Raw genomic sequence first — 15,084 nt, 5'->3', positions numbered from 1 at the left:
ATTAAATCACTTCCTTTCTTGTAACTTTCTCCACATCAAATAATTTAATTAAAGTTTCCATTATGCCTATTGGAAGCTCAAATCCTATTTTTTGTGCATGTTCGTCTAACGTTATTTGCATAAGTCCCTTTTCTTTTAATAACATTGGACTTTCATGACCTATATAAATATCTGCATTTATAGTATCATACAAACTTCTAAGTGGTGCTATATTTGCAATTCTGCTTACATATGGATTGTGTCCTTTTTTTATTATGTTGTCTTTAAATAAACTATCTTGTTCATAAAGTTCACGCACTTTTATAAATTCTGGCACTAACCCTAATTCTGTTAAGAAATCCACTGTTTCAAATGCCATCATTGGTGTATTCCCATAAATTAGCTTTTTACCTTCCATTAGAAGTCTACATTTATTCAATAACAAATTATATCTTTGTCTTTGCTCTAATAATTCATCTTGTACATCTATATCTAAAATGTTACAAAGTTTATTATAGTTTTCCATTATAATTGACTCTTTCATGTTTTTATCAAAATATATGTATTCTATTCCAAATTTATTTTTCATATCTTCTGCTAAATCCAATGCTATCATATCTGTTACTATATTTAATTTAGCACTAGATGCACTTTTTATATCTCTTATAGTACATTTAGATGGTATTACACAATTTATTTTTACACCTTCTTTAGAAAGTAACTTTACAAGCTCTGTATCTTCTACATGCTCTTGTCTATGCCCTAAAATATTAACACCTTTTTTATTTGTATAATTCTCCATAACTGATGATAAACTCTTTAAAGCTCTTGTCATTCCAATTATATGAGAATTACATGTATAATGTTCGGTATTAACTGTTAAAACAGGTACACCAATCAGTTCTTCCAATTCCTCAGATAAAGCATTATAATCCTCACCTATTAATTCTGGTACACATGTAGTTACTATCATTATTGCATCAAATTTTTCAACTTCTGAAATATAATTTACAGCTTCTATTACTTTTTTTTCTGCACCAAAAACTATATCTTTATCTTTTAAGACTACTGAATAAACACTATCTTGACCAGACTGTCTATGATATGCAAAATTTTTACTATAATAAGTACATTCATTTGTTCCTACTATCACAAGAGCCATGTTTTTTATATATGATGCAGTTAATACAACTCCAAACAATGGACAATGAGTCCCTGGAAACACAGCATATGATAAAGATTTTATATCTTTATCATACGCTATATCTTTTAATCTATTTAATACATTTAAAGTATACATACTTTTTCCTTTCCAATCCTATTACTTATACAACTTTATAAATTTAAAGTTACACTTATATTACTTTTTATATTTTTTCAACTATAGTCATCTTAAATATTAAAATTTTATATACTACTAGTTCTTCTACATAACATTATTGGATGAATTCTAGGCTTTTTGCTAATTGGGTCTATATCTATATCACATTTTACCTTGTAAACATCTTTTATTATCTCTTCACTTATTACATTATTAGGATGTCCATCCGCTACTATAGCACCATTATTCATAATAATAAGTCTATCACTGTATTTGCTCGCTTGATTTATATCATGCAAAACCATAATTATAGTCATTCCAAATTTTTTATTTATATCTTTTACAAGCTCCATTAGTTCTAATTGATGAGATATATCCAAATATGTTGTAGGTTCATCTAATAAAAGTATATCTGGCTTTTGACAAAGTGCCATTGCTAACCATACTCTTTGTCTTTCTCCTCCAGATAAATTGCTTACCATTTTATCTTTATATGTTTCAAGACCTGTATTTCTCATTGCCCAATTTACTATCTCTTCATCATTTTTATTTTTGCTTTCAAAAAAACCTTTATGTGGTATTCTTCCATAATATATTAAATCCTTTACTTTTATATCCTTTAGGGAGGCATTATGTTGAGCTAATAATGCCACTTTTCTCGAAATTTCTTTATTACTCATGACCTTCATATTTCTCTTTCCAATATATATGTCACCCTGTTTAATTTTCAAAATTCTAGATAAGGATTTAAGTAATGTAGATTTTCCTGAACCATTTGGACCTAATATAGAAACCACTTCTTTTTCTTTAATGCTCACACTCAGATTGTCTATGATAATCTTATCTTCATAACCTATTTTGACATTTTTTACATTGAACATTAATAACTGCCTCTCTTTCTTAATAAATATAAGAAGAATGGACCCCCTATTATAGACATAATAACGCCTACTGGAATCTCTATAGAGCCTCCTATTGTTCTTGCTAATGTATCTGCAATTAATAATACTATACTCCCTAGTACTATACTAAATGGTATCGTATATTTATGGTCACTGCCAAGCAACATACGCGTTATATGTGGTACTATAAGACCTACAAAACTGATGACACCAACTATTGAAGTAGAAACACCTGCTAAAAATATAGCTACTAATGAGATTAAAAGCCTACTTTTATTTACATTGAAGCCAAGATTTGTAGCTGCATCATCTCCTAATTGTAGTACATTTGCACTTCTGATAAGGAAAATAGCTCCTATCAATCCTATAACAGAATACCATATTAGCATATTTACATCTAACCAAGTCTTTGTGGCTAAACTTCCATTTAACCACAACATTGCACTTTGAATTCTTTCACTATACATAGTTGATAAATATGATATCACACCACCTAATATAGTGTTTACAGCTACTCCAGCTAGTATAATTCGCTCTGGTCTAAGCCCATTTTTATACGCCATCAAATATACTACTCCACAAGATATGAGCCCTCCGATAAAAGCAACTATTGGCAACATACTTGTATATTGTGGAAATAAAAGCAATATTATAATAGCAGCTACACTTGCTCCTGTAGATATACCTGTTATACCAGGGTCTGCTAATGGATTTTTCATAACAGCTTGTAACAATAATCCTGAAACTGCTAGATTTGCACCAACTAACGCTGCTAAAATATTTCTAGGTAACCTCATCTTATAAACTATTGTAGTAACCATTGCATTATTTTCATTTATCAATGCATCAAATATTTCCCCAATACTTAAATTTACACTCCCTACAGTAGAAAAAACAATTAATAAAATAATTACAGTTATCAACCCTGCAAATATCAATAATACTTTTTTATTATCCATATTCTTCACCTAAAATTTATTTATCTCCATATAAGATATCTCCCAATTTATTTATTGAATCTTTGACATGTATATTTGCTGATACATTAAATATACTTGAGTCTAAATCTATAACTTTTCCATTTTTTACTGCACTTAATGTATCCCATGCAGGATTTTTATCAAAAGAATCATCAAATGCTTTTTTAGTCTCTTCTATATTCCCATGAGCAAATCTAAGTATGTAATCTGGATTTTCTTTTATAATTTGTTCTAAGCTAAATTGTATATAATCTGAATCCACACTATCTGTTAAGTTATCAGCTATATTTTCAGCACCTACTGTTTTAACCAAGTCACCAAGATATGAGCTCTTTGTAGCTAACATAAAATTATTTCCACCACCAAATAAAATAGCTACCCTTGGTTTTTTATCCTGTTTTTTTGACTTTTCTACTACAGATTCTTCTACTCCTTTTAGCTCTTTTAGAAGTTTTTTTGCTTCATCTTGTTTATTTATTTTATTACCTAAATTCTCTATGCTCTTAAGAAACTTTGTGTATGTTCCAGTTTCAAAATAGAATGTATCTAGGTTATATTCTTTCATACTCTTTTCAACATTTTCTTTAAACATACTATCAACTATAAATACATCTGGCTCAAGAGATGCTACAATTTCTAAATCAGGATTCATAGCTTGTCCTACTTCTGGTAGATTTTTATATTTTTCTGGTAGTTCAGATTTAGTCGTTGGAATGCCTACTAAAGTAGCATCTAATTTATCCAATACTTGTGTTGCTGCTACTGTGGCTGAGACAACTTTTACGTTGTTATTTGACTCCTTATTTGCAGACTCATCCTTTGACGGCTTTGAGCATCCTGTTAATATTAATGTGCTAAGTAAAAATACTGAGCATATTTTTTTAAATTTCATAAAAATTTCCTCCATAATAAACTTTATTTTAAAACTGTATTTTCTATTTAAACCTATATCTATCTAGTTACTTTGTATAATCTTATTTGCAAGTTCTATATATACTTGTGACATTTCATTATCTTTATCTTCTTCTATAATGGTTCTTCCATTATTCTCAGATTGTTGCATGATTTTATTTCTTGGTATATAGTGAAAAACTTTACTTTTTATTTCATCAGCCAATTTTTCAACTAATTCTAATTCATTTTCAACATTTTTAGCATTTAATATGAGTCCTTTTAAAGAGGCATATCCTCTATTTTTAAATTGCTCTACAGCTAAAGATATATTACTAGCAGCATACATTGACATCATTTCTCCAGAAGTTACTATATACACTTCATTTGCAAATCCATTTCTTATTGGCATTGAAAATCCTCCACAAACAACGTCTCCAAGTACATCATAAATTACTACATCTGGATTATATATTTCAAAGGCCTTTAGTTCTTCTAATTTTTCGAAAGCCGCTATTATGCCTCTTCCAGCGCACCCTACTCCTGGAGTTGGTCCTCCAGCTTCAATACATAATACTCCACCATATCCTTCAAATACTATGTCTTCAAGTTTCAAATCATCTTTCTTCTCTTTCATGACATCGAGAACTGTTGGTATAAATTTTCCTTTCATTAAATTTTTAGTAGAATCTGATTTAGGGTCACATCCTATTTGCATAACCTTATATCCTAAATGAGAAAGTGATGCAGATAAATTGGAAGTTGTTGTTGATTTTCCAATTCCTCCCTTCCCATAAATAGCTATTTTTTTCATTGACTTTTTACCTCTCTTACATCATAATATTATTTAACGAAATTAATTATCATTCGCAATAACTATTTTACGCGATATGTTTTTTAAATTCTTAACTATATTTGTTTTTTTATAAAAATATTTGTATAAATTTAAATGAGGTGATTTTTTGAAATGTTTTAAAGATAATATAGAACTTATCATTAATGATTTTTTTGACTGTTGTAATATCCCAACAAAAGTGATTAATAAGGATTTAAAAGAACTTTGTAGCGTTGGCTACAATGATAAACTAGAAAAGTACTTTTCTAGTTTAAACATATTCAATAATATAAAAAGTACAGATTTTATATCTAATAAAAACTTGTCCTATATAATGTTAAGTTTTTGCGATGACATACAATTTTTAATTATGCCGATACATAAATTTGATATTTCTAATGGCTATTTTGTTATAGGACCTTTTAAATCATGCATTAATAATGATATTGAGTTTTCTGACATACCATTTAAGCCTCTATCATGTATAGATTATATATCAAATCTTTTATCAGAAATATGTAATGATAAAATGAAACACAAACCAGCTCTTAGTTTTTATGTAAAAAAAACTATCGATTATATTCATAAAAACTACTCAGAAGATATAACAGTAAGTGATATATGTAATGATTTACAACTTAATAAAAGTTATTTTTGTTCCCTATTTAAAAAAGAAAGTGGATATACATTTACTAATTTTCTCAATAAAGTTCGAGTCGAAAAAAGTAAAAAATATTTACTTCGAGAAGATATGTCTATTTTAGATGTTGCTGTATTTGTTGGGTTCAATAGCCAAAATTATTATAGTATGGTTTTTAAAAAGTTTAACAACCTTACACCAATTGAATATAAAAATATTTATAACTAAAAAATATCATTCTGCAAAGGATGATATTTTTTAGTTATAAATATTTTGACGAAAAAAGTTAATTCTTTGTTAAGTTAATTTTATCCAAAATATGCTAAATATCACCTCAAGTATTTAAATTACTATATGATATAAGTTTTCTCAAATTAACAACAACTTAAAGATTTAACATTCTCTTAACCTATACTTAACAAAACGTTAATATTTAAATTGACAAAATTTGTTATTCTATATTATGGAAACGATAAATTTTAGTTAATAAAGTTTATAATTCATATAAAAAATTTATTAATTTCTTAAGGGAGGAAATGTCGTGAATATAGCAATTAGTCTTATCGGTGGTCTTGGACTTTTTCTTTATGGAATGAGTTTAATGGGAGAAGGTTTACAAAAATCGGCAGGAGACAAATTAAAGAAAATCATCGAACTCTTAACAAGTAATGTTGTTATGGGTGTATTGGTAGGTACAGTTGTTACAGGTATCATACAAAGTTCAAGTGCTACTACTGTAATGGTTGTAGGATTTGTAAATGCAGGAATAATGAATCTAAGTCAAGCCATTGGTGTAATAATGGGTGCAAATATAGGTACTACTGTTACTGCCCAACTAGTTTCATTTAATCTTGAAGGAATCGCCCCAATTGCATTAGGTATAGGTATAGTATTTTATTTATTTACATCAAATCAAAAAACAAAACACTTAGCTGAAATACTTATTGGTTTTGGTATATTGTTTACAGGTATGGAATTTATGAAAGATGCAGTAGCTCCACTTGCTGAATATAAGGGATTTACTGATACACTTTTATATTTTAGTAAAAATCCTATACTTGGTATATTGGCAGGATTTGCAATAACTGGTATCATACAAAGTTCAAGTGCTTCTATGGGTATGCTAATCGCTTTAGCTTCTCAAGGAATACTTCCTCTATCAGCTGCTTTACCTATACTTTATGGAGATAATATTGGTACTTGTGTTACTTCACTTTTATCAAGTGTTGGTGCAAATAGAAATGCTAGACGTGCAGCTGTAATGCATTTAAGTTTTAATGTCATTGGTACAATAATATTTATGCTTGTTTTAAATAAACCTATATCAGCTATAGTTACTCATTTTAACCCAACTGACACAGCTAGACAAATAGCAAATGCACATACTTTATTTAATCTTACAAATGTTATAATATTATTGCCATTTTCTAAATACATAGTTAAATTAGCAAACAAACTTATACCTATTAAAGAAACTGAATCAGAAGTTGTAAACAATACTAAGTACTTAGATGAAAGAATGTTTAGTACTCCATCTATAGCACTTGGTAATACTGTACAAGAAGTCGTTAGAATGGGACATAAGGCCACAAACTCTTTAGAACATTCAATTGCAGGTTTTTTAAATAAAAGTAGTGAAGATATTAAGAAAACTTTTGAGTCTGAAAAAGTTGTTAATAAATTGCAGAAAGATATATTAAATTATTTGTTAAAACTTTCTAAAGAACCACTTAGAGATGATGAACGATTTAGAACAGATTTACTTTTCAATACAGTAAATGATATCGAAAGAGTATCTGACCATGCTGAAAATATAGCTGAGTTGGCTATGACTGTTAAAGAAATGAATGTTAACTTCTCTGATAGTGCAATAAAAGAAATCTATGAAATATACAATAAAACTATGACTAACTTTAAGGATGCTTTAGTAGTTTTAGATGTAAAAGATTTTGAATTAGCAAACAAAGTTTTAGAAGTTGAAAATGAGGTAAATTACTTAGAAAAAACTTTTAGAAATGCTCATATGATTAGATTAAATAATGGCAGTTGTACAATTGATGCTGGTGTACTTTACCTTGACTTACTTACTAACTTAGAAAGAATTTCTGACCACTCAACAAATATAGTAACGCAAGTTTTAAAACTTAAACAAAAAATATAGTGATTACAATTTATATTTAATTTTAATTAACTACTTAATATAATAAAAAGCTATAAATAATAATTTTATTATTTATAGCTTTTTTAATTTAATTAATATAAATTTGGAATATGTATTTTACTTTTTCTCTTATATAATAAACAAGTATCTTAAACATTTGATTTAATTTTCAGTATGGGATTTTTTAATAATTGCTCAAAATCATCTTGTGGCATTGGCTTTGCATAAAAATATCCTTGTGCCAAATAACATCCAATTTCTTTTAGTCTTATCACTTGTTCTATACTTTCTACCCCTTCACATATAACTTTCATATTTAATTCTTTTGCCATATTTACCACTCCACGCACAACAGCTTGTTCACGACTACCATGCATTCCTTTTTGTATAAATGTACGGTCCAACTTAATTATATCAACAGAAAATTGTTGTAATAAACCAAGAGATGAATATCCAGAACCAAAATCATCTATAGAAATAGGAAATCCTAATTCTTTTAGTTGATTAAAATGACTCAAAATCTGATTGAGATTTTCAACAAAAATGCTTTCTGTGACTTCTATTTCAAGGTATTTGTGAGGTATTTTATAGGAATCTGCTATTTCTATCAATCTTTCTGAGAAATTTTCATTATTAAAATGAATTCTGGAAAAATTACAAGATACTGGACTAATATTTAATCCCAAATCCATCCATCTCTTTAACAGTTTGCAGACTTCTTCATAGATATAAAAGTCAATTTCTACTACAAATCCGTTTTTTTCAAAATAAGGAATGAATTTTCCAGGACTTATTATACCTTTATCTGGATAATTCCATCTTACCAGTGCTTCACTTCCTACCAATTTATTTGTATTCATATCTACCTTTGGTTGAAAGTATGGAACAAACTCTCCATGTTCTAAGGCTATTTGCATCCTATCTGTTAGGTTTCTTTGATGTAACCCTTCCTCTCTCATAGTCATATCATAAAGTACAACACAACTTTTGTGAGTTATTTCTGTATTTCTTCTCGCATAATTTGCTAGGTCAAGCATAAGAGATATATCATGTTTTTCAACTTCATTTACTATGTATACGCCAAATACAAGAATAAGTTGGTAAGTTTTTCTCATTTTTTCTACCCAATCATTTAATTGATTATCAATCTTAAAGAGACGTTCTTCTAAGCAATCCCAACTATTGTATTTTAATAACATAACAAATTGGTCTGCAGAAACGCGAGCACAAGATTCTTCAAAAGAGACAGTATTTTGTAAAGCTTTAGCTAATGCACAAAGTATTTCATCTCCTTCTGAAAATCCTAAAGTGTCATTAATCGTTCGAAATTGTTTTATATCTAAATAAACAATCACATATGAACCGCTTTCTGCATTTCTTAAACTCTTAATAGCTTCTTTACAAAATTTATTTAAATTCCAAATTCCTGTAAGACTATCTCGGTATAACAAACTCTCAATACGTTTATTGTTTTTTGACTTTAATAAAAGTAGAAAACTCAAAAGTATAATAATAATAGCCGCTATTATAATAACTCCTCCAATAATTGCCATTGGATGCTGATGAATAATATCTTTCCAAGTTATATCATATTGAATTATTGTATTTTTTAAAATTATTCTGTCCATTTGTTCTGTTGACATGTATTGAATACATTTATCTAGTATAGAAAATAACCTTGAATCTGCAGAATCAGAAATACCAATACTTATTTCTTCTGCATAGTTTGTCAAGGTCGAAACAGAAAAATTTTCATAACGAGGATTGGACAATAGATAATCTGCAATATATGTATTTACATAAACAGCATCCACTTTATTCTTTAATACAGCTTCAAAACATTCTTTTGGAGAATTATAATATTCTATAGTTCTATCTAGTTTCCCATCTTCAGTAATATTTTTCCCAATTAAAGAACCATTTACAGCTGCCACTTTTTTAATTTTATTTTCTTTTCCTCCACTAACTAAAACTACTGGAGCACGTAAATAATACTGAGTTGTTCTTATATTGTTTTTTTGGTTATTAATATAATCGTTTTCCATACCACAAACTATAGATGTGCTAGAATCTTTTGATACTTGAAGTGCTTCATTATAACTTTTTGCAGAAATAAATCTAAATTTTAACCCAGTGTTATTTGTAATTTCCTTAAATAAATCAGCAACCACACCAGAAAACTCGCCTGTTTTGGAATCACCATATTCTAGTGGTGCCTTTGTAGAATCATACACAGCTGAAATTTCACCAGATTGTTGTATATATTCTTGCTCATCTTTTGTAAATACTGGCTTCTGAGCAGTACTTATAGAAAAATATTTATTGTATAATTTTGTTTCATAACTTGAATTCCTAAGTGTCAATGTATTCAAAGCAGAATTCAGTTGAGATAATAAATCCAGCTTCTTATTTGAAACCACAGTATAAAGTGGCTCTGGAGAAAACTGTGCTACACTTTTAAATGTACTAGTCCGACCAAGATGTGTTATAGCAACACCGTCAAGATTTCCATTTTTTAAATTTCTTAACAAATCATCTGTTTCTTTATAAGATATAATTTGAACTTCAAAATCATTTGTTTTACAATATTCTTTAAAGTTTTCAGCATCCTTACTATTACTAATAATACCTACTTTCATATCCTGAAAAGAATCAAAATCCTCATAATCATAACGAGTATCGTCCACTCTTACATTTAAAGTTGTATAGATATTACACATTGGTAGGGTTGGAAAAAGCATTTCTTTTGTGCGTTCTTTTGTATAATAGACACTAGGAAGAACATCTATCTCACCTGATTTTAACATTTCAAAAGCATTTTCCCAACTTTTACAATCTACTATTTCATATTTCCAGTTAGTGTACTTAGTAATTTCTTGTAAGTATTCAAAATTAAATCCTATATACTCTCCATTTTCATTTCGACTCATATAATCGCCATCATCATAATACCCGACTTTAACTGGAACCCTATCTGAAGCAGAGTTAATTTCTATTGGAAAAGAAAGAAAAATCATACAAACAATCAGAATCAATTGAAAGGATTTTAACTTCAAAATTTTGTCCTCCTCCCTCTTAGTAGATATATTATATCATTTTAAATAGAAAAATAGAATATACTGCCAGTTTTTTAACTTTCAAAATACTTCTAAGGTATATATTACAAGTGACAATACAGAAAACTTAACTTATATAAATATACCACTTTTTATACCTACCATACATAATAAGAATACTTAAAAAAGCTATATAAATTTGCAAAATAACAAATTTATATAGCTTTTAATATGATAAAATAATTAATTTTTTATATAGTTTTTTATAATTACATCAAATTGAAATTTCTATAAATTAATTTGATTGAACAATTGATACTTTAATAATATCCCCATTTTTTCTTTCTAGATGAACCACTTCTCCAGTCAAATCATAATCAAATGCCTTAACTAATATTTCAGTAACTTTTTTACCATCAACTACATCATCTTTTCCATTAAACAAATCTAAAGCATTATTTTCAATCATTCTCTTTGCAAAATTTACAGGTAATTTTATATGTATTTTGTCGCCTGTATGTGACAGAACCCTTATTCTTAAAAACTTTTCTAAATTATTTCTTGGTGTTTGTTTTGATGCCATTCTATTAAATCACTCTCCCCTTATTTTTTATTTAATAATAAATTTTATTCTTAAAAATATCTTTATATGTATCTATTATAAAAGTAACACTATTATTTTCTGTGTTTAATTTATACCTAACTATATCCAACATGCCAATTTCATGAGCGCATATAATTTTTTTAATAATTGTACATTTTTAGACTTTATTTTATAATTATTCTATATACTTTATACTCTCAATGAAACTTTTTTATCAGAATGTTTTATTATATAAAATATTAAAATTAAACTAATCTATTTATCACTAAATAGTATCAGGGGGACATATTTATGATAGAAAAAATTAAAAACATGTTAAAAAATTGCAATCATGATATATATATTTCACCACACAAATTATTAAGACCATATATAGCCCATTATACAATAACTGTTCCAGATAAAAATTCTATAGAAAACCTGACATTGATACCTGATGCAAGTGGATGTATGGTATTTGAATTTAGTAAAAAAGGTATAAATAGCAAATTTTGGGGTGCTACAACAAAAACTACTATTGTAAAAAACGATATAGAAAATATACTCTTTAGGGTATTTGTTGAATTTCTTCCATGTGGAGTATACTATTTGACAGGTTTTCCTCAAATAGAATCAGCCGATTTAATAATTCCTGTTAAAGATTTTAACACTCAACTTGATTTGGAAACTAATTCTATCTTTGAAAAGTCCAGTACTCTTAAAGAACTCATTGAACAATTTGATAGGTTATTTTTATCGTACTTATTTAAATCTAATATAAAAGATTTAACAATACCAATTCTTATAGATGCTAGAAAACAAAACTCTATCATGTCTGTTAAAAATATTGCTCAAATTAGTTGTTATAGTGAACGCCATTTAAATAGGATTTTTAATAATTCTCTTGGTATGAGTGTTAAGACATACCTTAGATTATTACGTATAAACATGACACTACAAGAAATACAAAGTAATAAGATGTCATTTACAACTTTAGCTCAAAATATAGGTTATTATGACCAATCTCACTTTATAAATGATTTTAAATCTATTTGTGGTGTTAATCCAACAACCTATATAAAAAATTTGTCTGATTTTTACAATGAGAAATATAAATTTTAACATATAATTATATAAAGTTTATATTTGAGGAGTGATTTAAAATGATAGAATCAAGATGTGGAATTTTGTGTTGTGAATGTAAGTATAAGGAAGATGTAAATTGCGCTGGATGTACAAATATTGATAAACCTTTTTGGTCTGAAGAATGTCCTGTAAAATCATGTTGTGAGAATAAAAATCTTACACATTGTGGCCTATGTGACACATTTCCATGTGAAATATTAACTCAATTTGCATACGATAAAGAGCAAGGTGATGATGGAAAAAGAATTTCTCAATGTGAAAAATGGGCTTCTCTAGCTTTATAATAGTATAGTATTTATATATTTTATCTTATATATAAATATTATACTATTACTTTAATACATAATTATATATTCTCTAAGATAGATAGCTATTATTCAATATAAAATAATAGCTATCTATTTTTTTTGCAAATAAACATTGATTTTTAAATCTCTTAATTTTAGATTTTAATATTTATGTCAGTTAAATGTCAGTAAAGTATTTTATCTACATTTTCACTAATATATAGCAATACAAAGCTTTTTAATTTTTTTATGGTTAAGGATAAACAAAAAATGTTAACTAAAAATTACAATTAAGTAGACATTTTTATTAATCTGTGATACAATAGTATTTGTAGTAATACACAATTAAATCAAGTATATCTTGATATAGGTTAATAGGAGTATTTTTAATGAATAATGGAATAGTGAAATGGTTTAACAACGAAAAAGGATTTGGTTTTATAACAGTAGACGGTGGAGATGACGTATTTGCTCATTTCTCAGCTATACAAACTTCAGGATTTAAATCATTAGAAGAAGGTCAAAAAGTAAGCTTTGATATAGTTAAAGGTGCTAGAGGTCAGCAAGCAGAAAACATAACTATATTATAATTATATAGATTTTTTCGGAAAGACTCTTTTAAGAGTCTTTTTTTATTGATAATATATATGATAATTATTAATTAAGTAAATAATATTGTTTGGACAAATGAAAAAAGCCCTCTTCTAAATATAAAATAATCTTCATAAATAAAAGTTAATTCAGTAAGGATATATAGTATGTTGTATATAAAAAAATCCAATAGATTAACTCTATTAGATTTTTATTTCATATATAAACATTTTTCATTAATGTTTTCAAAAGTTTAATAATGTTTTTGAAATTTTATCAAACCTTTCATTAGATATACCAAATTTTTGCTTAAATTTTTCATCGTTCATTCTTTCAATAATCACTTTATTTGGAGATAATTCATCAATAATACTTTTTATCTTATTAATAGATTCCTCATTATCATTATATCCCTTGATAATTGTTACTTCTAAAATAAATTTTCCTTTATACTGTTTATTAAATAAAATCATATTTGAAATATATTCTTCTAGAGTATACCCTACAATTGGTCTCTGAATTTTTTGAAAATCTTTTTCCGATATTGTTTTTATCTCTCCAATAATTTCATCACACATATTGGCTACTTTTATATATTCATCTTTACCTAATAAATATCCATTAGAAAGTAATCGTACAGGCACTCTTTTACGTTTTACTAACTCAATTACATCACAAACTTTATCATTCAATAGGGCTTCTCCTTTTGAATTAATGAAAACTAGTTCTGCTTTATACTTTTCTATCATACGTTCTAATTCTCTAAGTGAGTCATCAATCTTGTCAAATGATTGAGGTGTATCTACTTTATTATATGACCTTCCAATAGGACAGAATATACAATCAAAATTACAATACTTTTCAGGAAGTATGTTTACTTCTAATACTCTTTTGCCATCCTCAATATAAATATCTTTATAACTAAAACTACTCATTACTCTACACTCCCTCAAATTAATTTATTGATACTTCTTTATTGTTAATATCTAAAATGGAAATTTTACATGTTCCACCTAAATTTTCTTGAACTATTTTCACTAAATCATTCAAAGCATTCTCAAATTCTTCAAATCTGCTTTCATCTACTAATTCAATACATAAAAAGGCATTGTTTGTATTTTCAGTAAGCATTGTTCTCACTGCTTCACGCCAATTCCAACACCTACAAATTGCTCCACCATTATCTTTATAAACTATTTCTCCTTCATATGGAGATGAGTTTTCCCCTGCTCCTAATGGTATAAATTCTTCATTTCCAACTGCTCTAGTCAACCTAATATCTCCTATAAATTTGTCTATGTCTTCTCCACCACAAGGCAATGCATATTTTAGTGAAATAGAATTGTAAATATCCACTAAGGGGTTAATAGTTGCTATATGATTTCCATTATGAACTCTTTTTAACAATGCCTCAATAGATGACCTTGCTCCTTTTTTCGTTTTAAATTTTTTGAATGCTTCTCTCCATACTTTAATTACTTGGTTATTGCTAAATTCTACATCCTTCAAGTGTTTTAATGCATATTCTTCTCCCTGCAAAATCATTTCCTTATATTCTTCTTTATCCATTATAGAATTGTCTATGTCCTGACAAATAACAACTCCAATCTTTGAACTAGGAAATAGGTTCCAAAACTCATTCTCAACAACAAATTTTTTCATTAGAATACCTCCTCAACTTTAAAATATATAAAAATAAAAAAGCCTACAGA

14 protein-coding genes are annotated in these 15,084 nt (G+C 27.4%); 5 read left to right on the top strand and 9 right to left on the bottom strand.

Annotated elements, in window-relative coordinates:
• Position 1: 1 nt before the first annotated feature.
• The 5 genes from KGF48_RS07420 to KGF48_RS07400 all read right to left on the bottom strand — a co-directional run bounded on the left by KGF48_RS07420 (position 2) and on the right by KGF48_RS07400 (position 4,887).
• On the bottom strand, positions 2–1,279 hold the full coding sequence (locus tag KGF48_RS07420) for a nitrogenase component 1 (RefSeq protein ID WP_227840241.1): 1,278 nt from the start codon (positions 1,277–1,279) through the stop codon (positions 2–4).
• 107 nt (positions 1,280–1,386) lie between these two features.
• Positions 1,387–2,181: an ABC transporter ATP-binding protein gene (locus KGF48_RS07415; protein WP_227840242.1), complete on the bottom strand. Its 795-nt coding sequence runs from the start codon at positions 2,179–2,181 to the stop codon at positions 1,387–1,389.
• Positions 2,181–3,161, bottom strand: a complete 981-nt coding sequence (locus tag KGF48_RS07410) for an iron ABC transporter permease (protein ID WP_227840243.1) — start codon at positions 3,159–3,161, stop codon at positions 2,181–2,183. The genes KGF48_RS07415 and KGF48_RS07410 overlap by 1 nt, the downstream gene beginning before the upstream one ends.
• Before the next feature lie 16 nt (positions 3,162–3,177).
• On the bottom strand, positions 3,178–4,074 hold the full coding sequence (locus KGF48_RS07405; RefSeq protein WP_227840244.1) for an ABC transporter substrate-binding protein: 897 nt from the start codon (positions 4,072–4,074) through the stop codon (positions 3,178–3,180).
• Positions 4,075–4,137: 63 nt separating this feature from the next.
• Positions 4,138–4,887 carry a nitrogenase iron protein NifH gene (locus KGF48_RS07400; RefSeq protein WP_227840245.1) on the bottom strand — a complete coding sequence of 250 codons (750 nt, stop codon included), beginning with the start codon at positions 4,885–4,887 and terminating at the stop codon, positions 4,138–4,140.
• Between the two features lie 148 nt (positions 4,888–5,035).
• Between KGF48_RS07400 and KGF48_RS07395 the strand changes: the two genes are divergently transcribed.
• Positions 5,036–5,776 carry a helix-turn-helix domain-containing protein gene (locus KGF48_RS07395; protein WP_227840246.1) on the top strand — a complete coding sequence of 247 codons (741 nt, stop codon included), beginning with the start codon at positions 5,036–5,038 and terminating at the stop codon, positions 5,774–5,776.
• 313 nt (positions 5,777–6,089) lie between these two features.
• A complete protein-coding gene (locus KGF48_RS07390) occupies positions 6,090–7,709 on the top strand; it encodes a Na/Pi cotransporter family protein (protein WP_227840247.1) in 1,620 nt (539 codons plus the stop codon).
• 149 nt (positions 7,710–7,858) lie between these two features.
• Here KGF48_RS07390 and KGF48_RS07385 read toward each other — a convergent pair whose 3' ends face one another.
• Both KGF48_RS07385 and KGF48_RS07380 read right to left on the bottom strand, forming a co-directional pair.
• Positions 7,859–10,765, bottom strand: a complete 2,907-nt coding sequence (locus tag KGF48_RS07385) for an EAL domain-containing protein (RefSeq protein ID WP_227840248.1) — start codon at positions 10,763–10,765, stop codon at positions 7,859–7,861.
• Between the two features lie 295 nt (positions 10,766–11,060).
• Positions 11,061–11,348, bottom strand: coding sequence for a hypothetical protein (locus tag KGF48_RS07380; RefSeq protein ID WP_227840249.1), 288 nt, complete (start codon positions 11,346–11,348; stop codon positions 11,061–11,063).
• A 312-nt stretch (positions 11,349–11,660) separates the two neighbouring features.
• Here KGF48_RS07380 and KGF48_RS07375 point away from each other — a divergent pair, with 312 nt between their 5' ends.
• The 3 genes from KGF48_RS07375 (at position 11,661) to KGF48_RS07365 (ending at position 13,371) form a co-directional block, all read left to right on the top strand.
• Entirely contained in the window at positions 11,661–12,470 is an 810-nt protein-coding gene (locus KGF48_RS07375) for a helix-turn-helix transcriptional regulator (protein ID WP_227840250.1), read from the top strand.
• 41 nt (positions 12,471–12,511) lie between these two features.
• Entirely contained in the window at positions 12,512–12,778 is a 267-nt protein-coding gene (locus tag KGF48_RS07370; RefSeq protein ID WP_227483233.1) for a DUF3795 domain-containing protein, read from the top strand.
• Positions 12,779–13,170: 392 nt separating this feature from the next.
• The gene (locus KGF48_RS07365) at positions 13,171–13,371 is read left to right on the top strand and encodes a cold-shock protein (RefSeq protein ID WP_227828444.1); all 201 of its coding nucleotides are present in this window, start codon (positions 13,171–13,173) and stop codon (positions 13,369–13,371) included.
• 246 nt (positions 13,372–13,617) lie between these two features.
• Here the strand turns inward: KGF48_RS07365 and KGF48_RS07360 are convergent, their stop codons facing one another.
• Both KGF48_RS07360 and KGF48_RS07355 read right to left on the bottom strand, forming a co-directional pair.
• Positions 13,618–14,307, bottom strand: a complete 690-nt coding sequence (locus KGF48_RS07360) for a radical SAM protein (protein ID WP_227828443.1) — start codon at positions 14,305–14,307, stop codon at positions 13,618–13,620.
• A 19-nt stretch (positions 14,308–14,326) separates the two neighbouring features.
• Positions 14,327–15,034 (bottom strand): B3/4 domain-containing protein, encoded by a 708-nt coding sequence (locus KGF48_RS07355; RefSeq protein WP_227828442.1) that lies wholly within the window; start codon positions 15,032–15,034, stop codon positions 14,327–14,329.
• Positions 15,035–15,084: the final 50 nt, after the last annotated feature.

Source organism: Clostridioides sp. ZZV15-6388, assembly GCF_020657755.1.
Lineage (GTDB): Bacteria > Bacillota > Clostridia > Peptostreptococcales > Peptostreptococcaceae > Clostridioides.
This window is presented reverse-complemented; position numbering and strand designations above follow the sequence as displayed.